Raw genomic sequence first — 19,637 nt, 5'->3', positions numbered from 1 at the left:
TATCTGTTGCGCTATTTGTCTTGTTTTGCGCATTGCGAGCCAATAATGCAAGAGCAAGCAATTGACCCTTCGCGAAGGGTTGCGTATTTGGAACGGGAATTTTCATAAGGATCCGCCATGTCCGCCGCTTCAAACTCAAAAAACAAACCTGGAAGCTTTCAGGAGATCATCCTGCGTTTGCAAAACTATTGGGCGGAGCAGGGCTGTGCCGTTTTGCAACCCTATGACATGGAAGTCGGCGCGGGAACGTTCCACCCTGCCACGACGTTGCGCTCGCTTGGCAGCAAGGCATGGGCCGCGGCCTATGTTCAGCCGTCGCGCCGCCCGACTGATGGGCGTTATGGGGAAAACCCAAACCGCTTGCAGCATTACTATCAGTATCAAGTCGTGATTAAACCAAGCCCCCCCGAGCTTCAGGAACTCTATCTTGGGTCCCTCGCCGCTATCGGGGTGGATATGGAAATCCATGACATTCGCTTTGTTGAGGACGATTGGGAAAGCCCAACCCTTGGCGCATGGGGTCTTGGATGGGAAGTTTGGTGTGACGGCATGGAAGTCAGCCAGTTTACCTATTTTCAGCAAGTTGGCGGTCATGATTGCCACCCAGTGTCAGGCGAGTTGACCTATGGGCTCGAACGTTTGGCGATGTATATTCTTGGCGTCGATCACGTGATGGACATGCCGTATAACGACCCCGCGTCGCCTACCGCCTTGAGTTATGGCGATGTGTTTCGCCAAACCGAGCAAGAGTACAGCCGCTGGAACTTTGACATTGCCAACACAGATGTGCTTTTGCAGCATTTCTTGGATGCGGAAGCCGAGTGCAAAACGATTTTGGACCAGCCCTATGTTGATCCCAAAACGGGCAAGCGCATTGTCATGGTGCATCCGGCCTATGATCAAGCGATTAAAGCCAGCCACTTGTTCAACCTTCTCGATGCGCGCGGCGTGATTTCGGTAACCGAACGTCAGGCCTATATCGGACGCGTGCGGACCTTGTCCAAAGCTTGTGCAGACGCCTTTGTGCAAACCGAGGCCGGTGGCTGGGTTGCACAAGAGCAGGCGCAATCATGATCGGGAAACTCATTGCAGGTGCAATCGTGATTACAGCATTGATCGCCGGCGGTGCGATGTATTATTTGCAGGAATATGGCTTTTACGAAACCGTTGAGGCTTCGTCCGAGAATGCCAATATCCAGATAACCAACCTCGTCACCCAAGCTCCCGAACCTATGCTTATTTCAGGGTTCGAGGGGATCGACGCTGACAGCTCCCCGATCCGATATCGCGCGTGTTTTACAACGCCCATGTCGAATGCCATGATGACAGAAACATTCCAAACCTATCCCGCAGCCGAACCGCTGGTGGCTCCCAAACAGTTTTCCTGCTTTGACGCCCGCAAACTTGGAGCCGACATCGAAACGGGCACCGCGACCGCCTATTTGGGCCAAGCAAATATCATTTATGGCATTGATCGTGTGATCGCCGTCTACGACGATGGGCACGCCTATGCCTGGCACCAAATCAACACCTGTGGCGAGCATGCTTTCAACGGCGATCCCGTCCCCGCATCCTGTCCTCCCGTACCTTCTGAGAAAGAATAAATCATGGCCGACCTACTGATCGAACTCTTCTCCGAAGAAATTCCCGCACGCATGCAAACCCGCGCTGCGGCGGATTTGAAGAAACTTGTAACGGACGGGCTGGTTGACGCGGGCCTGACCTACGCGTCAGCGGGGGCCTTCTCAACGCCACGACGGCTCGCGCTATCCGTCGAAGGCCTCCTCGCCGAGAGCCCCGACACCATTGAAGAGCGCAAAGGCCCGAAAGTCGGTGCGCCGGAAAAAGCAATCGAAGGCTTCCTGCGCGGCGCAGGGCTCACGATGGACGATCTGCAAATTCGCGATGACAAAAAAGGCCGAGTCTATTTCGCGGTGACCAAAAAGGCGGGGCGGCCTGCGGCTGAGATTGTCGCGGAAACGCTCGAAGCGGCAATCCGCAATTTTCCGTGGCCAAAATCCATGCGCTGGGGAACAGGGAGTCTAAAATGGGTGCGTCCGTTGCACTCTATACTTTGTATTTTGAGTGACGAAACTGGCACCACGGTCGTATCATTGGATGTCGACGGCATCAAAGCGTCAGACGTTACATTCGGCCATCGTTTTATGGCACCAAAATCACTCAAAATTGCCCATTTCGACGATTACCAACGCAAGCTGAAATCGGCATACGTCGTGCTCTCATCTGAAGAACGCGCAGACCAGATTTGGAACGATGCTACCAACGCGGCCTTTGCTCAGGGATTTGAAATCGTTGAAGACAAAGGATTGTTGGCAGAGGTCGCAGGGCTAGTGGAATGGCCTGTTGTCCTGATGGGCGATATTGCCGAAGACTTCCTCGGGTTGCCCGTTGAAGTCCTGCAAACCTCGATGAAAGAGCACCAAAAGTTCTTCTCTGTGCGCAATCCAAAAACAAACCGTATCGAGAAATTTGTCACCGTGGCAAATCGAGAAACCACGGACAACGGCAAAACCATCCTCGCGGGGAACCAAAAGGTTCTGTTTGCGCGGCTTTCGGATGCCAAATTCTTCTGGGAAAATGATCTACGGATCGCCAAATCTGACATGGCGTCGTGGACGAAGTCGCTCGCGAATGTCACCTTCCATAATAAGCTTGGAACGCAGGCCGACCGGATCGACCGGATTGAAGCACTCGCGCGGGATTTAGCGTCAGTCGTTGGTGCTGATGTCGAAATGACAGCCCTTGCAGCACAGGTTGCCAAAGCCGATCTTTCGAGTGAAATGGTCTACGAATTTCCGGAACTTCAAGGGCTTATGGGACGTTATTATGCCGAGGAAGCCGGACATCCGCAGCCCGTCGCGGATGCCTGTGAAGCGCATTACTCGCCCCTTGGTCCCAGTGACAATGTCCCAAGCGAGCCGGTCTCTGTGGCTGTTGCCCTCGCCGATAAGTTGGACACTTTAACTGGGTTTTGGGCGGTAGATGAGAAACCAACGGGGTCAAAAGATCCGTTTGCCCTGCGCCGCGCCGCACTTGGTGTGATCCGTTTGGTCTTGGAAAACAACGTGCGTTTGCCGTTGGAACGCTTTGTGGACGCGCAACTCGCACGTCACGAAAATGCGCTCAATTCAGGTGAGGCCGCCCCGACAGAGAGCCTACTGGCTTTTTTCCATGACCGTTTGAAAACATACCTCAAAGACCAGGGTATTCGCTTTGATGTTATCGACGCTTGTTTGGCGATGCCTGCAAATGATGATCTTACACTTCTTGTGAAGCGCGCTGATGCCTTGGCTGCGTTTTTGAAAACTGATGACGGTGAAAATCTTCTTCAAGGGTTTAAGCGAGCCAACAATATTCTCTCGCAAGCCGAAGAAAAAGATGGTGTGGAGTACTCCTATGGGGCGGATGTGAAATATGCCCAAGCGGACGAAGAGAAAGCGTTATTTGCAGCACTAGACACTGGCGAGGCTGCGATCTCTCCGGCCATCGAGGCCGAAGATTTCGCGGGCGCAATGAGCGCCATGGCCGGGCTCCGAGCGCCGATTGACGCATTCTTCGACTCGGTTCAGATTAATACCGACAGTCAGATCACACGGCGCAATCGTTTGAATTTACTAAATCGGATTCGCACGCTGTGCCTTACGGTTGCGGATTTGGGTAAAATCGAAGGTTGAAGATCGCAAGAAATCCGCTTAGGGCGCAAATTTGGCGTCCTAAGCGGCAAACGGTACGTCAAAGCTTGCCAGCCTTCGTTCAAACGTTATGGTCTGGGAGACAAGGAGTGCTGCGGTGCAGAAAAATGCGAAAACTTTAGAGTTCACACAGATCACGACAACTGCGCCGATAGCTACCAAACGGCACGGCGGGCGCGCTAAATGTCTTCAGAGACTGGTGCGATTGGATATGCCAATTCCTCGCACACTTGCGCTTTCCTTTGATGCTGTGGCCGGAATTGCAGCCGGAATATTACCCGATACCACAGCCATGATGCGGGATTTTGGCGACGGTACCCTTGTTTCCGTGCGACCAAGTTCCGAAGATCCCGATTGGGGCGGTCCGCGCGCCGTTTTAAACATTGGAATGAATGACGCACGCCATGCACAGATGGAATTGTCGGTAGGGAAAGCGAGCGCGAATGCCCTTTATTTGCGCTTTATTCAAGCTTATGCCGTTCATGTCGCACGCCTTGATGCCGACATGTTTGAGGATCAACCCTTTGACAAGAACGACCCTGATGGGGACAGCGCCTTGCAATCTGCTTTGCGCGCCTATGAGGATGAAACGGACGAGAAGTTTCCGCAAGACCCAGCCCAGCAGCTCGCCGAGGTGCTCCGTTCGATGGCGCGCGCATGGTCTGGAACCACGGCACGTCTTCTGCGCAGTGCAAAAGGTGCCCCGGAGGACGCGGGTCTTGGGTTGGTCGTACAAGAAATGGCCTTGGGTGTTGGTCATGACAACAGCGGCTCTGGCGTTATTCAATTTGTCGACAGCGAAACAGGCCTTCCGCAGATTACAGGACGCTACAAATGCCAGAGCCAAGGCCGTGATGCGCTTGGCGCTCAAAGGGACGCGTTGTTTTTAAACAAAGACCCGCGAGGAGATTCGCTTCAAGATATGTTGCCTGAGCAATTTGATCGCCTTGTTGAATTAGGCGGAATGGCGCGGCGCAGTTTGCGAGAAGAAATGCAAATCGAGTTCACGATTGAGGGCGGTGTTTTGCATATTCTGGATGCGGTGCGGGTTAACCGGCGCGCCCGAGCCGCGTTGCGCATTGCCGTTGATCTTGCGCGTGATGACGTCATTGCGCGTGAAGAAGCGATCATGCGGATCAACCCACATTCGCTGACAGAACTCTTGCACCCTCATGTGGATCCTCTTGCCGAGCGCGACATCCTTGCGCGCGGTATTGGTGCCAGCCCCGGTGCGGCGCTGGGGCGGATCGTGTTTTCAGCGACGGCAGCACAAGCGGCTGCGGCAAAGGGGGATGCTGTGATCCTCGTCAGACGTGAAACCTCCCCCGAAGATATTCGGGGCATGCACGCTTCTGTTGCTGTTGTGACTGAAAAAGGTGGGATGACCAGCCACGCGGCTGTGATTGCACGCGGATTGGGTTTGCCTTGTATCGTTGGTGCGTTCGATCTTGTGATAAATTCCAAGGATAAAACACTCACCACACCCAACAATCGCCGCTTTGTCGAAGGCGATCTTCTCACGGTTGATGGTTCTTTAGGGGAAGTGCTGGCGGGGGAGCCAAAATTGCTCGACGCCGCCTTGGACGACGCCTTTACGACCCTCCTCGACTGGGCGGATGATGCCCGTGATATCGATGTGCGCGCCAACGCAGACACCCCCGCAGATGCGAAAACGGCCCGCCGATTTGCCGCGCAGGGCATCGGATTGTGTCGAACGGAGCACATGTTCTTTGAAGACGACCGGCTAACGGTGATGCGTGAAATGATTTTCGCCAACGGGCCAGAAGACCGCCGCGCAGCGTTGGATCGCTTGATGCCTATGCAACGCGCTGATTTCATAGAGCTTTTTGAGATTATGAAAGGACAGTCGGTTTGTATTCGCCTTTTTGATCCCCCCCTACATGAATTTCTCCCTTCCACACGCGAAGGTATTCATGAACTCGCAGAAGCATTGGACTTGCCGTTGTCGACGGTGACCGCGCGGATTGAAGCTTTGACGGAGTTCAATCCGATGTTGGGGATGCGGGGCGTTCGGTTGGGGATCACAATTCCCGAAATCTACGATATGCAAGCGCGCGCTATTTTCGAAGCCGCCGTTGAAGTGACACGACGCGGGGATACGGTTGTTCCTGAAATCATGATCCCGTTGGTGTCCGCGCAAAAAGAAGCGGAATTGGTGAAATCACGAATTGATTCCGTGGCTGCGGCAGTGCGCTTCACGGAAGGCGTGGATTTCACCTTTCGCTTGGGCGTGATGGTCGAAACCCCTCGTGCAGCGTTACGCGCTGGGGATATCGCCCTAAACACCGATTTCTTAAGTTTCGGAACAAACGATTTGACACAAATGACCTATGGGTTGTCGCGGGACGACGCCGCACGGTTCATGTTTGATTATGTCCGTCTGGGTGTTTACACTGAAGACCCTTTCCATGTTCTGGACACGGACGGCGTTGGCGAGCTCCTGACAATCGGTGCGGAACGCGGCCGCGCTGCGCGTCCTCAGATCGTTCTGGGCATCTGTGGCGAGCACGGTGGGAATCCAGAATCGATTGCCTTTTGTCGGCGTGCGGGATTCGATTATGTGTCGTGTTCACCCTATCGCGTTCCGGTTGCACGCCTCGCTGCTGCACAGCTAGCGATTGCAGACAAGTGGCGGTCCTAGAGGCGTTTCTTTAGCTAAGATATTGTTTTAATTTATATAAATTTGAGCGAAACTGATTGCCGACAGTTGTTTCCATATTTGGGGGTAATCGGGGGTTTCTCGCACGTTTGTCGCAGTAAAGATTCAGGTGTAGACAAGCCCACCTTTTTTGCCTACATCACCTGCCGGTCGGGGCCGTGGGGGCTGCTGATCCACAGGTGTGGGTTGAAAATGGGTGAAAATATGTTTTTCCAGATGATTAAAACGACGCTTCCAAGGGCTGCAACCAAGTCGGTTTGCGGCCCTCTATTGCGCGGACTCGTCCTGTGCGTTGCCATGGCTGGTCCCGTTTGGGCAAGCGACACGGTGACCGGAACAAAGACCCTTCCGCACAGTACACACCAATCTGAAAAAAATCCCAACTCCTTTCTCAAGTTTTTTATTGGCCGCAGTCAGAAAACAGCAAAAACCAAAAGTTTTGAGTATAGCAAATCCTGGTTGGCGTCCCAAAAGCCCGCTTCGGGCGACGATCAGTGGGCGTGCTTGAGTGAAGCGCTCTATTTTGAGGCGCGTGGCGAAAGTGTTAAAGGGCAATTTGCGGTGGCCGAGGTTATTTTGAACCGTGTCGAAAGTGCAAAATACCCAAATTCTGTCTGCGGTGTGATTAAGCAGGGCACAGGCAAGAAATACCAATGCCAATTTACCTATACTTGCGATGGGAAAAAGGAACTCTATAACGAGGCCTCCGCGCGAAAAAGCACGCAGAAGATAGCCGCAGCCTTATTGTCTGGCGCTGTGCCGCGCTCCTTGACCAAGGGCGCGACCCATTATCACACTAAGGCCGTCAAACCGTCGTGGTCCAAGAAATTCCCTCGCGTCGCAGCGATTGGTGTGCATTATTTCTATCGCCAACCCGGGGCTGGGACGAATAAATCCTAAGCTGCGCTCACATCCGCCGTTAACGATGATTTTACTGGTTTGCTCGCTAGTCGCGCTGTACATATCCGACAACAATCGGGATTACACATGACAGTTGAGCCTAGCGCACATTTTTTACATCCAATTGAGCGATCCTCGGTGCTGCGCCCCACGGGTGTTTTGGATCGTATTTCCCTGCGCGATCACATTGTGGCCGTTGAAATTGGGGCCTTTGAAGTTGAGCGCGCAGTCACACAGCGGTTGTCCTTCAACGTCGTGGTTGAAGTTTCGGATGTCCAAAAGCCGCTCGATGATGATGTCGATAAAATTCTTTCGTATGATCGTGTTACGGACGCTATTTCAATTGCTCTCACACGGTCTCGCGTAAATCTGCTTGAAACATTGGCAGAAGATATTGCCACTTTGATTTTGGCCGCCCCCCAAGCACAGCGGGTTTTCGTACGCATTGAAAAACTGGATCGTAGCGCAGGGAAACTTGGTGTCGAGATTGTCCGCGAAGCTCTTACCGTGGGGGAAGCGTATTCGGATTGGTCGGGTTTGGCTCCGCTTATCGTTGCCGTTCCAAATCACCTGTCACTCTCTGAATGGGTCTCGATTTTTCACACCCATGCCCATCCAGTTCTTCTCCTGCCAGAAATGTGCCTTGAGTTTGGGGCGACACAAGACGAGATTGCCAACCAACGGCTGGAGTTATTGGCGTGGGACAGCGCGGCTTGGACCCTCTCATCGCGCAATGAGCACGTCGGTGTCGTTGGGAGCCGTACGGAAATGGAGTGGGGTTTCGGGCAGGGGCGTGTCAACGTTTGGGCGCCAATGAAGCAAGTTCTCGATAGCCCTCATCCGCCCCAGAGCTTTGACGCTGAGAGGTTGGCCTTTTGGCTGGCAAAGCAGCAAGCCGGGCAGGTCGTCGGATTGGACTGCCCGATTGGCGTTGAAATCACAGACCCCACCCAGTTTTTGGACCTGTCATGACGTTTTACTACCGCGCCATTCCGCGAACCGACCAAGCAAAGCCAGAAGGCGCTGTTTCCCTTGCGGGTGGTTGGTGTTGGTTTGACCAAGTGGAAGTCCTACAAAGGGGGCGCGCCATGCACCTCATTGCCGCGCGTGAAACCCCACATGACGTTCTGCAACGCATGACCTCTCCGCGCGCTGATATTGCGTCCTTGGACATGGGGCGCCCCAATATTATGGGCATTTTAAACGTGACGCCCGACAGTTTTTCTGACGGAGGCAAGTTTGCGTCAACTGCCTCGGCAGTTGAGAAGGCAGAGCGAATGATTTCTGACGGCGTCAACATTATAGATATCGGCGGGGAGTCAACGCGCCCCGGAGCGCTCGACGTTTCGATTTCTGATGAGATCGCGCGGGTGGTTCCTGTTATTGCGACCATTCGCGCTCAAAGTGATATTGCGATTTCAATTGATACACGCAAATCAGACGTCGCGCAGGCGGCCATGCACGCAGGCGCAACATTTGTGAATGATGTGTCCGCGATGGGTTTTGACGCCAAGATTGCGACTGTCGCTGCGCAGGCGAAGACCCCGATTTGTTTGATGCACGCGCAAGGGCAACCAAAAGACATGCAAGTCGACCCGCGCTATGAGAACGTAGTTCTGGATATTTACGACTATCTTGCTCATCGGATTGAAATTGCCGTTCAGGCAGGTGTCGAGCGCGCGCAAATTGTTGTTGATCCCGGCATTGGTTTTGGCAAAACTCAAGGCCATAACCTTGCGATTTTACGCGGAATTAGCCTGTTCCATTCCCTTGGTTGCCCCGTTCTCTTGGGCGCGTCGCGGAAAAAATTCATCGGTGATATTACGCAAGAACCAATTGCAGAACTCCGTGTCGGTGGGTCACTTGCTGTAGCGCTCAAAGCGGTATCACAGGGGGTTCAGATTTTGCGCGTCCATGATACAAAAGAAACAAAGCAAGCCATACGGCTCGCACAAAAAATCTAATGTAAAAGGTGACTTATGGGCGATTTATTTGGAACGGACGGTGTGCGTGGTCAGGCAAACTCCTACCCGATGACAGCAGAAGTGGCGCTGAAATTGGGTGCGGCGGCCGGTCGGTACTTTCGAACAGACGGCCAAAATCGCCACCGCGTTGTGATCGGCAAGGACACACGGCTTTCGGGATACATGCTCGAAAACGCCCTGACGGCGGGCTTGACGAGTACGGGAATGAATGTCCTTCTTTTGGGGCCGGTGCCCACGCCCGCTGTAGGCTTTTTGACCCGCTCTATGCGGGCTGATATTGGTATCATGATTTCAGCAAGCCACAACCCGCACCAAGACAATGGGATTAAGTTTTTTGGGCCCGATGGTTTTAAACTTTCTGATGGCGCGCAAAACCAGATTGAAATGATACTTAAAGGCGAAATTGCCCCCGTAAAGCCAGAAAATATTGGCCGTGCGCGTCGTGTAGAAGACGGCTTAGGCCGCTATATTGAGTATGCGAAAACAACATTCCCATCCCGCGGAAGACTCTCTGGTCTGAAGGTCGTCGTGGATTGTGCCAATGGCGCAGCCTATCGCGCAGCACCCGAAGTGCTTTGGGAGCTCGGCGCGGAAGTTATTCCCATTGGTGTTTCTCCTAACGGATTTAATATTAACGATAAATGTGGTTCAACGCATACTGAAACAGCCGCGCAAGCTGTCGTGCAGCATGGTGCCGATTTAGGCATATGTTTGGACGGTGATGCTGATCGGATCATGATTATCGATGAGAACGGGAAGGTCGCAGATGGCGATCAAATAATGGCTTTGTTGGCAGACCGATGGGCGCTCGACGGACGTCTTTCCGGGGCGACGTTGGTGTCGACAGTCATGTCTAATTTGGGGCTGGAACGCTTTCTTTCTGCACGGGGTATAAACCTCCTGCGAACGAATGTCGGTGACCGCTATGTCGTTGAGGCGATGCGCGCAGGGGGCTTTAATCTGGGTGGAGAGCAGTCGGGGCACATTGTGATGACAGACTACGCCACCACCGGTGATGGGTTGATCGCAGGTCTTCAGTTTATGGCAGAGATGGCGCAGTCTGGAGACAAGGCGAGTACCCTGACGCAAAACTTCACTTCCGTGCCTCAAATGTTGAGAAACGTCAAATACAAAGGTAATATTGACCCATTATCACTTGAAAAAGTTGCATTAGTGATTGCCGATGGTGAAGCCAAACTGGCAAAAACGGGCCGTCTTGTTATCCGTAAATCTGGCACTGAGCCTCTTATTCGTGTTATGGGCGAGGACGAAGATCTCTCGAGGTTGACCAATGTTGTCGACGAAATCGTCGGGGTTATTGAATCCGTCTGCTAGGCGCGCCATTTTTGGCTAACGGCGACACCAAATAGGATAAGCCCCAGAGCTGGCAACAGTTGTGGGGGCATTGTTTCACCTAGCAATGTGACGCCGAAAACAACCGACCAAATCGGGACTTGATAATTTGAGAGGCCGAGAAAAGACGGCCCCGCCTCGCGAATGACAGAAACGAGGAGGAGGGTGGCCAAGGCCGTCGGGAAGAGTCCCAAATAAAGGGTCGCGAGAACGGGACCAATGGGGAACTCAGTCGGCACACCGTCAAACCAAAGCGCCAAACCCACGCTGACAGCCGACGCCATCAAAAGCGCCGCGGCACTAAAGCTTTTGTGGGAAACAGGTGGGGCGCGCCGCGTGATAATGGAGCTACACGCATAGGACGCGGCGGCGAGGAAGCACGCCAGCCGCCCAACACTTTCTATTTGGGTTCCCGACGAGACAAATGCGTCCTTTCCAACAAGCAGCGCAACACCCGCAAAGCCGATCAAAAATCCAATAGCTTTTCGAACTGTCAGTCGATCACTTGGTACAAAAATATGCGCCAGAGGTAACACAATCAGAGGAACTGCAGCCATGGAAACACCTGCAAATCCGGAAGTAACATAGCCTTGGCCCCAAGATAGAAGCGCAAACGGCACCGCATTTGCAAAGACACCAAGCCCTAAGGCCGAAAGCCAAATGTGCCGTGCATTTGGGCCTCTCGTATCTGGCAATCCGGTGCCCGCCAAGTAAGTAACTACACATAGAACACTGGCGGCAATGGTAATTCGAATGGCCGCGACCCAGAGAGCAGTAAAGCCTGCAATCGCGAACTCAATGAACATAAAGGATGCGCCCCAAAGAGCACCAAGGAGAAGAATCCGTCCCCAGTTTTTAAGTCCTGCTTGGGCAAACATAGCGCATCCTCTCAACGAAAAAAGACGCCGCGATGGGCGCCTTTTCCCAAGTATTTAAATGGTTTAGTTCTTTTCGTGGTCGACAAGTTTGCCTGCGGAAATCCATGGCATCATGCCACGAAGTTTCGCGCCAACTTCTTCGATTTGGTGCTCGTCGTTCATGCGACGTGTCCCCTTGAAGAAGGGCTGACCAACAGCGTTTTCAAGCATGAAGTCGCGTACAAACTTACCAGTTTGGATGTCTGTGAGAATGCCTTTCATCGCCGCTTTGGTTTCAGCGTAAGGAAGAACGCGTGGGCCTGAAACATACTCACCATACTCAGCAGTATTGGAAATCGAGTAGTTCATGTTGGCAATGCCGCCTTCATAGATCAGGTCAACAATGAGCTTGGTCTCGTGAAGACATTCAAAATAAGCCATTTCAGGAGCGTAGCCAGCTTCAACAAGAGTTTCAAAGCCCATGCGGATAAGCTCAACGATACCACCACAGAGAACAGCTTGTTCGCCAAAGAGGTCAGTTTCGCATTCTTCGCGGAAGTTGGTTTCGATAACGCCAGAACGACCGCCACCGATTGCGGAACAATAGGAAAGACCGATTTCGAGGGCTTTGCTTGTCGCGTCATGGTCGACAGCAACGAGGCAAGGAACACCGCCGCCTTTAACGTATTCGCCGCGAACCGTGTGGCCTGGGCCTTTTGGCGCCATCATGATGACGTCGATGCCTTCTTTGGGTGTGATCAGACCAAAGTGAACGTTCAAGCCGTGGGCAAATGCGATGGCTGCGCCGGGTTTGATGTTGTCGTGCACGTATTTTTTGTATGTTTCTGCCTGAAGCTCGTCGGGCATTGTGAACATGATAACGTCACACCAAGCAGCAGCTTCGGCGATTCCCATAACTTTCAGGCCTTCGCTCTCGGCTTTTTTCTGGGATGGGGAGCCTTCACGGAGGGCAACGACGAGGTTTTTCGCACCCGAGTCACGCAGGTTGAGCGCATGCGCGTGGCCTTGCGAACCATAGCCGAGGATGGCAACTTTTTTGTCTTTGATCAGGTTAATGTCGCAATCGCGATCGTAATAAACACGCATGTCGGTGCTCCTTTTGTTAAGCAATGTAGTGTTGTGGTGAAAATAGCGAATTTCGCATGGTATTCTTTGTCGAAATGAATAAAATGTCCTCATGTTTGGTGTTTTCTATTCGCCAAATTTTTGTTTTTAGGAAATTTCATGCTTACCGATGAAATATCACGCAGAATTCTTCGGCATATGCAGGCCGAACCTGATTTGCCGATGGCCGAACTCGCTCAAAGGTCGGGACTTGCGGCCGGAACTTGTGCGCGGCGGCTTGAAAAACTGCGTGAAGCAGGAATTTATCAAGGTGTTCAAGCCATTATCAACTGGGCGGCCCTTGGATATAGCGTTGAGGTTTCGCTGCGGGTGACGTTGGACAAAACTCAGTCGCGGGCGTTTGACGAATTCATTGAAGAGGCACGTAAAATACCGGAGGTTTCGGAAATTCACACATTCCTCGGTCGGGTCGACGTGAGGCTTGCGGTTCTTGCACGTGATATGGCGCATTATCAGGAAATATATAAAACGCGTATCCTGACCCTGCCACATATTGCGGATATTGAGGCGCTTATGCAGGTCGCTGCGATTAAGATGTCGGAGGATTTGCCCCTATGATTGACCTTGATGAAATCGATCGTAGCTTGCTGCGCGCTTTGGCGAAGGATGCCAGTCAATCCGCTGGAGCCTTGGGGAAACGGTTCGGCCTGTCCCAACCCGCCACATGGCGCCGGATTAAACGTTTAGAAGACGCCAAAATTATTGTCGGACGTCGGCTTGTGCTGAATCGAGAAGCGCTGGGATTTGGAGTAACGGTGTTTTTGGGTGTAAAACTGGCCACCAAGGGACGGGTTAGTCTTGAGGATTTTGAACGCGCGGTCACGGCGATTCCTGAAGTTCAGGCCGTGCACCACGTGTTGGGAATGTATGATTATCGCTTGCGGGTCGTGGCCCGCGACCTTGCCGATTTTGAGCGTGTTTTGCGACGGCGCGTGATGACCCTTCCGGGAATTGGCAATGTTGAGGCCAATGTTCTTTTGAGTGAAGAGCGATGTCCGGGGCCGATTGGCTAGCTTAACGCATGCCCAGGCCAGCTTTCATAAGGGTTTTCCGAATGGGCGCGACCGAATAGAACGTGTTCAAAGCGCCAGCCCGTAAGTCGCGTAACCCCTGCGCACCAACCATTGAGGCGCGGTTCAATAGATCGACGCCTGTGACGCGTATTTGGGCTTCCCGATGGCGCAACCTGTTATATTTTTCGAGCATTTTCGGGGTCCCAAGGGCCGTTGGATCGGATGTCGCGAGGTCGAGGAGGACGCGTAAGTCGCCTAAACTCATGTTTAAGCCCTGTGCACCAATCGGTGGAACAACGTGGGCTGCCTCGGCCATCAGCGCCGTGCGTTGGCCATACATTGTGGCGGCGATTTGGCTGATGATCGGCCAACTGCTGCGCTGGCTTTCAAGGGTGAGAGGGCCGAGAATACCTGCTGATCTCAAGGTGATTTTCTCTTCGAACACCTCTATTGATAGGGTTGCAAGGCTGTCGATCTTCGCGGCTTTTTCCATCCAAACAACAGCGGAAAAGTGTTTTCCATCGTGATCGGGGAGGGGCACGAGGGTAAAGGGGCCTCCGCTTCTGTGTACTTCGGTCGAAACATTTTCGTGCGAAGGTGCATGCGAAACGGAAAAAACAAGCGCCTTTTGACCGTAACGAATTGTTTTTACAGGGATATTTAACGCCGCGCGCACATTTGAACTTCGTCCATCCGCCGCGATAAGGAGCTTGGTCGAAATAGACGACCCATCCGTCAGGCGAACAATGGCGGAAGTTTCGCGGGTTACAACATCTTGGGTTCCAACCCCTGCGCGAAAGGTTACATTCGCAAGCGTTTCAATTTTCGCCAAAATCTCACGGCGCAGAAGCCAATTTGGTAAGTTCCAGCCGAAAGGTAAGTCACTGATATCGCTGGCGTTGAAGTCCTTGATAAGGCGCGCTTCTGGCAATTCTCCACCCGCATCGACGATGCGCATCGTTTGCAAGGGGGCCGCATGGGGCGCGAGCGAATCCCAAAGGCCCGCATCGATCAAAGTCTGGCGAGCCGGTTGCAAAAACGCCGTCGTGCGCAGGTCTGCTTGTGGGTTAGACGATTCAGTTATCGGTGGCGTCGGGTCAACGCAGATGACGGAAAAACCCGCCGCTCCAAACGCCGCCGCGGCCGTAAGACCGGCAATTCCGCCGCCCGAAATTAAAATATCGGTGTGGGATCTATTCATGCCTTAGATGTAAGCTTCAAAAGGGCGCACGAAAACCCCTCCTAGACCAACTGCGACAGAAAAGTCGTTAGGTCGGAAGTATGATAATGAATGTGATCTTGGGGCGATTGCTCGGGGGCCACATGAATCGTGCGCATTCCCATCGCATGGGGTGCAATGAGGTTGCGCGTATCATCCTCAAACATTGCTGCGGAGGCAGGAATGGTGCCATCCTTTGAAAATATGGTTTCGAACGCAGCGCGCTCGGGCTTGGGGCGAAAATTTGCGTGCTCCACGCCGTAAATTGCATCGAAAATACCATCGAGGCCCCGCGCCTTTAGAACCCGTTCGGCATAGGGCGCGGTGCCATTTGTATAGACGATTTTACGTCCGGGAAGTGCTGCAATCCGCTCTGCTAACGCCGGAGCAGGGCGCATATGTGACACTGAGATGTCATGGACATGGGACAAATAGGGCGCGGGATCGACGCCATGTTCATCCATTAATCCAGTCAAAGTAGTTCCGTATTTTTGCCAATAGTGCTGGCGAAGGTAATTGGCCTGTTTTTCATCAACGTTGAGAGCGGTCATAACAAAATCGGTCATGCGAACTTCGACTTGGTCAAATAGCCGATCTGACGGCGGATATAGCGTATTGTCGAGGTCAAAGACCCAATGTTTGATGTGGGAGAATTCAGCCATTGGAGATTTAGTTTGATTTTGCATAAACGCATTGTAGGGAGTTGTGATTGAAGCAGCAACGGGGTTGATCGCGATTGCCGCACGGGAGTAGGGTGCGGATACGCGAGGGGAAGCACATGAGTGAACACAAAAACGGCCAAAAAGATGCGTATGCGCTGGTTTTAGGCGCAATCGACGTCGGAATTTATCGGCCGGGGGATCGATTGGTTGAGAGCGAATTGGCTGAGCAGTTTGGCGTTTCCCGCACGCCCATTCGAGAGGCCCTTCAACGGCTTGAAACACAATCCCTTTTAACCCGCGATGGTCGCAGTTTGATTGTGGCTTCCCTTGATCACAATCAGTTAGCGGAATTATATGTGGTGCGGACCGAGCTTGAAGGGCTCGCGGCCCGTTTAGCAGCACGCCATGCCGCGCCCGAAGAAATCCGTGTTTTACGCGAAATGGTTGAAGAGGATCGCGGTTTTTTAAGCGATCCGGAAGCGCTGTCGTTGGCCAACAGAAGATTTCACAAGCAAATTCACCTCGCTTCGCACAATCGCTACCTCGTTCAGCAGTTGGATTTGGTGCATCGCACCATGGCTCTCCTTGCGACCACCTCTTTGGCGGTCAAAGGGCGGGGCGAAACGGCGCTCAATGAGCATGAAGCCATTGTCGCAGCGCTGGAAAAACGGGACGGTGAAGCCGCACATTTGGCGCTCAAAAGCCATATTTCAAAGGCCTTTGAGACGCGCCTCAAACTTGATGCCTTGAGCGTCCGGATTTAATTATGGCGTTTATTTCAAACTCTATTTGACGATTTCACTACCTTTTCCGCGTAAAGGCCATGCTCTGTTTTATCCCAATAGAACGGGCGAACAATAAGTTCATAGATGCCTTTGTAAGACGCTAAAGCTCCTAGCGGAAAATAAAAGTGAAGCGTCGGAACCCACCACAGAAGATGTCTGTGTCGTGGGCCCGAAACCGCCATCATTCCAACAGAAATTGATAGGATCTCAGATAGGAAAAAAATAATCCCGAGCGCGATTATCGCGTTGCTAGGGAGGATCATTTTAATCGGGTGATGATCGAAAAAGGGAACGAGCCAAAAAGACCACAATAGGGGGGCCAAAATATACTGGCTGAGGGTGCCTAGAAACAGGAGTTGGACGCCAAGAAAGCGCCATGGACCCAAGTCCTTTAGTAGTTTCGCAGGATTGCGCATGTGGACCGCCCATGTGATTGCATAGCCTTTAAGCCATCGAGAACGTTGCTTAATCCACGGCCAGTAGCGGCAATTCGCTTCCTCATAGGTGACTGTTGGGAGAACTTCCGTTCGATATCCGTGCCGCGCAAGGCGAATTCCAAGGTCCGCATCCTCAGTGACATTATGTGCGTCCCAACCCCCAAGTTTTTCAAGCGCTTCGCGTCGAAAAAAAAGCGTTGTACCGCCAAGAGGAATAGCAAAGCCTATTTTCTGAAGCCCTGGCAGAATAACGCGAAACCATGTCGCATATTCGACGGTAAAGCATCGCGCCAGCCAGTTCGTTTGCGCATTGTAAAAGTCTAAAACGCCTTGCAGGCAAGCAACGTCTTGTCCACGTTCATGAAAACGTCGAACCACAGTATGGATCTGCCCCTCCTCAGGGGCGTCTTCGGCGTCATACACTCCGATGATTGTCCCTCGGCAAAAATCCAACGCATAATTCAAGGCCCGTGGTTTGGTCCTTACCGCCCCAGTTGGCACGGTCACCACACGGGCCCATTTGGGCAAATCGGCCTCGGCGAGGGCCTGTGTTGTCGTGTGGTCATCGGCTTCTACGACGAGGCAAATGTCCAACAATTCCTTTGGGTAGGACAGTTTGGAAAGGCGTCGGATAAGCTGGCTTGCAACTTTTCGCTCTTTGTAAAGAGGGACCATGATGGACACTACGGGAAGGCGCGCAATTGACGGAGATTTATGGTGTCGAAACCCTGGCGTTTCCTTTTTTCTGAAATTTGAGACTTGGGTTGCCGCTGCTGCGAATTTTAGGGCGGAACATGCAATCAGAGTAAGAACTGCCCAACCAAAAAAAAGGGAAATAACGAACTTTGGAACTAACAATATTCCCATGATAATAAAGAGAATAAGGGCAGTTGCGAACCGCTTCTTCTGTGGTGTATGCCAGTTGCGGCAACTTTCTTCTTCGCGGACACAGGTCTCTGCGCTATACGTTAAGTAGGTTTGCCGAACCCGTTCTAAGGCGCTAAAAACTTGAACTTCCGAGGCAATTGCCATTCTTACAGGGCCAAAATCTTCAGGCAGGTTGCGAAGCACGTTCTCAAATTCGGCAGGGCGGGCGGTGCAGATAATCGTCACGATCCCGACCCGTTTCCAAGGCAAGAAACGCCCTTTCAAGCATACTTTTGCGCCAATGGCGTCAATAAGGCGGGCGTCCGGCTGCTCAAAGTTCAAATCTACGAATTGCGCCCCCCATTGCTCTGAGAGTCCGCGATAAAGTTCTTGGTCAGTCACGAGGTCGTGGGCGATCAAAATATCGCCTATTTGGACTTCTTGTCGTGCCTGCAGTGCCAGCGCTTTCACGAGGTCACTGGGCGAAAGAGCGCCGTTTTGCACGAGGATTTGGCCAATAGGAGTCCGTCCACGCTCGGCTCTTGGCTGATGTGGAGCAACCGTAGAGAACGGTCGCACAGTGCGAAGTTGGGTCAGTTGCATGGTGCAGGCGACGTCCTATGAGGGCACGCCTACATTTACTGGGAATGGTTAATGTGCGATTAACCGACGCGTAAAGAGTGCTACTTTTCCATCGCTTTTACAAAACGCTCAAAGAGGTAATAGCTGTCTTGCGGGCCGGGAGAGGCTTCGGGGTGGTATTGGACCGAAAATACCGGTTTTCCGTCGACTCGAAGGCCGCAATTGGAACCGTCAAAAAGGGAAATATGGGTCTCAACGACGCCTTTGGGAAGGGATTGAGAATCGACCGCAAATCCGTGGTTCATTGACGTTATTTCAACTTTTCCGGTGTCTTTATCTTTAACAGGGTGGTTTGCACCGTGGTGGCCGTGGCTCATTTTGACTGTTTTTGCTCCCAAGGCCAAAGCAAGCATTTGGTGGCCAAGGCAAATACCGAAAACGGGAATGTCGGCCTTGAGAATACCTTGGATCATTGGCACGGCATAGACGCCCGTTGCCGCGGGATCACCGGGACCGTTTGAAAGGAACACACCTTCGGGGGCGTGGGCCAAGATTTCTTCGGCGGTCGCGGTGGCGGGAAGCACTGTGACGTCGCAGCCAGCGGAGGCGAGGCAGCGTAGAATGTTGCGCTTGGCGCCGAAGTCAATCGCAACGACTTTGTGGCCGGGCTTCGTGGTTTTTGAGTATCCGTCAGGCCAAGCCCAGCGTTGCTCATCCCAGGTATAGGACTGCGCGCAGGTCACTACTTTGGCGAGGTCGAGGCCTTCTAAACCTTTGAACGAGCGCGCTTTTTCTACGAGATCGGCGATATCAAAAACGCCGTCCTCAGAATAGGAAAGAGCCACATGCGGCGCGCCTTGTTGGCGGATTGCGCGGGTGAGGCGGCGTGTATCAAGGCCACCAATTCCGATGCGTCCGCGCCGTTTGAGCCAGACGGTCAATTCTTCGGTTGCGCGCCAATTGCTGGCGTCGGTGGGGTCCCATTTGACCACCATTCCGGAGGCAAAAGGATCGGCAGTTTCGTCGTCTTCGGGGGTGACGCCAGTATTGCCAATATGGGGGAAGGTGAAGGTGACGATTTGGCCCGCATAGGAGGGGTCGGTCATGATTTCCTGATAACCGGTCATGGCTGTATTAAAGCAAAGCTCTGCGATCTCGGTGCCCTCGGCTCCAAACCCATAGCCGTAAAACAGAGTGCCATCCGCAAGCGCAAGGCAGGCAGTGGGATGTGGTGAAGCGGAAGGTTTATACGATGTGGCGGCAGACATGGGCGACTCCTTAGGCAAATCGGGCGCAAACTTGTCGGAAACTAATGGCGGACGGCAACAGGGTCAAGGGGGCAAAAGAAAATAGATTAGTGTTAATATTCAATATGTTACCAATATAGACGGAGGTTGAAAGCTTAGAGATCACAGAGTATTGTCCTAGGTCTTAACTT

At 52.8% G+C, this 19,637-nt stretch carries 17 protein-coding genes; 11 read left to right on the top strand and 6 right to left on the bottom strand.

What is annotated here, in order from left to right; translation table 11 throughout:
* Positions 1-117: 117 nt before the first annotated feature.
* From AB9F27_RS06605 to glmM, 8 genes are all read left to right on the top strand, one after another.
* Positions 118-1,074 (top strand): glycine--tRNA ligase subunit alpha, encoded by a 957-nt coding sequence (locus tag AB9F27_RS06605; protein WP_335585813.1) that lies wholly within the window; start codon positions 118-120, stop codon positions 1,072-1,074.
* A complete protein-coding gene (locus AB9F27_RS06600; protein WP_335585812.1) occupies positions 1,071-1,604 on the top strand; it encodes a DUF6446 family protein in 534 nt (177 codons plus the stop codon). The genes AB9F27_RS06605 and AB9F27_RS06600 overlap by 4 nt, the downstream gene beginning before the upstream one ends.
* Before the next feature lie 3 nt (positions 1,605-1,607).
* Positions 1,608-3,695, top strand: a complete 2,088-nt coding sequence (gene glyS / locus AB9F27_RS06595) for a glycine--tRNA ligase subunit beta (protein WP_335585811.1) — start codon at positions 1,608-1,610, stop codon at positions 3,693-3,695.
* Positions 3,696-3,783: 88 nt separating this feature from the next.
* Positions 3,784-6,375, top strand: a complete 2,592-nt coding sequence (gene ppdK / locus AB9F27_RS06590; RefSeq protein WP_335585810.1) for a pyruvate, phosphate dikinase — start codon at positions 3,784-3,786, stop codon at positions 6,373-6,375.
* 210 nt (positions 6,376-6,585) lie between these two features.
* The gene (locus AB9F27_RS06585) at positions 6,586-7,293 is read left to right on the top strand and encodes a cell wall hydrolase (RefSeq protein ID WP_369757620.1); all 708 of its coding nucleotides are present in this window, start codon (positions 6,586-6,588) and stop codon (positions 7,291-7,293) included.
* Between the two features lie 87 nt (positions 7,294-7,380).
* Entirely contained in the window at positions 7,381-8,265 is an 885-nt protein-coding gene (locus tag AB9F27_RS06580; protein ID WP_335585809.1) for a dihydroneopterin aldolase, read from the top strand.
* Positions 8,262-9,257, top strand: a complete 996-nt coding sequence (gene folP / locus AB9F27_RS06575; RefSeq protein ID WP_335585808.1) for a dihydropteroate synthase — start codon at positions 8,262-8,264, stop codon at positions 9,255-9,257. Before AB9F27_RS06580 ends, folP begins: the two co-directional genes overlap by 4 nt.
* A gap of 15 nt (positions 9,258-9,272) precedes the next feature.
* Positions 9,273-10,613 carry a phosphoglucosamine mutase gene (glmM, locus tag AB9F27_RS06570; protein WP_335585807.1) on the top strand — a complete coding sequence of 447 codons (1,341 nt, stop codon included), beginning with the start codon at positions 9,273-9,275 and terminating at the stop codon, positions 10,611-10,613.
* Here the strand turns inward: glmM and AB9F27_RS06565 are convergent.
* Positions 10,610-11,509, bottom strand: a complete 900-nt coding sequence (locus tag AB9F27_RS06565) for a DMT family transporter (protein ID WP_335585806.1) — start codon at positions 11,507-11,509, stop codon at positions 10,610-10,612. The genes glmM and AB9F27_RS06565 overlap by 4 nt on opposite strands.
* A gap of 63 nt (positions 11,510-11,572) precedes the next feature.
* A complete protein-coding gene (ilvC, locus tag AB9F27_RS06560; RefSeq protein ID WP_335585805.1) occupies positions 11,573-12,595 on the bottom strand; it encodes a ketol-acid reductoisomerase in 1,023 nt (340 codons plus the stop codon).
* Between the two features lie 138 nt (positions 12,596-12,733).
* Between ilvC and AB9F27_RS06555 the strand changes: the two genes are divergently transcribed.
* Both AB9F27_RS06555 and AB9F27_RS06550 read left to right on the top strand, forming a co-directional pair.
* Positions 12,734-13,192, top strand: coding sequence for an Lrp/AsnC family transcriptional regulator (locus AB9F27_RS06555; protein WP_335585804.1), 459 nt, complete (start codon positions 12,734-12,736; stop codon positions 13,190-13,192).
* A complete protein-coding gene (locus AB9F27_RS06550; RefSeq protein WP_039002568.1) occupies positions 13,189-13,647 on the top strand; it encodes an Lrp/AsnC family transcriptional regulator in 459 nt (152 codons plus the stop codon). Before AB9F27_RS06555 ends, AB9F27_RS06550 begins: the two co-directional genes overlap by 4 nt.
* A gap of 1 nt (position 13,648) precedes the next feature.
* Here the strand turns inward: AB9F27_RS06550 and AB9F27_RS06545 are convergent, their stop codons facing one another.
* Both AB9F27_RS06545 and AB9F27_RS06540 read right to left on the bottom strand, forming a co-directional pair.
* A complete protein-coding gene (locus AB9F27_RS06545; protein WP_335585803.1) occupies positions 13,649-14,848 on the bottom strand; it encodes a UbiH/UbiF family hydroxylase in 1,200 nt (399 codons plus the stop codon).
* Between the two features lie 41 nt (positions 14,849-14,889).
* Positions 14,890-15,528, bottom strand: a complete 639-nt coding sequence (locus tag AB9F27_RS06540; protein ID WP_335585802.1) for a pyrimidine 5'-nucleotidase — start codon at positions 15,526-15,528, stop codon at positions 14,890-14,892.
* Between the two features lie 116 nt (positions 15,529-15,644).
* Here AB9F27_RS06540 and AB9F27_RS06535 point away from each other — a divergent pair, with 116 nt between their 5' ends.
* Positions 15,645-16,292: a GntR family transcriptional regulator gene (locus AB9F27_RS06535; RefSeq protein ID WP_335585801.1), complete on the top strand. Its 648-nt coding sequence runs from the start codon at positions 15,645-15,647 to the stop codon at positions 16,290-16,292.
* 14 nt (positions 16,293-16,306) lie between these two features.
* Here AB9F27_RS06535 and AB9F27_RS06530 read toward each other — a convergent pair whose 3' ends face one another.
* Complete coding sequence (locus AB9F27_RS06530) at positions 16,307-18,220, bottom strand: glycosyltransferase (protein ID WP_335585800.1); 1,914 nt, start codon at positions 18,218-18,220, stop codon at positions 16,307-16,309.
* Between the two features lie 80 nt (positions 18,221-18,300).
* Positions 18,301-19,467 (bottom strand): glutamine-hydrolyzing carbamoyl-phosphate synthase small subunit, encoded by a 1,167-nt coding sequence (carA, locus tag AB9F27_RS06525; protein ID WP_335585799.1) that lies wholly within the window; start codon positions 19,465-19,467, stop codon positions 18,301-18,303.
* Between the last annotated feature and the right edge of the window lie 170 nt (positions 19,468-19,637).

Origin of the sequence: Falsihalocynthiibacter sp. CO-5D18 (assembly GCF_041205445.1) — a bacterium.
GTDB classification, from domain to species: Bacteria; Pseudomonadota; Alphaproteobacteria; order Rhodobacterales; family Rhodobacteraceae; genus Falsihalocynthiibacter; species Falsihalocynthiibacter arcticus.
This window is presented reverse-complemented; position numbering and strand designations above follow the sequence as displayed.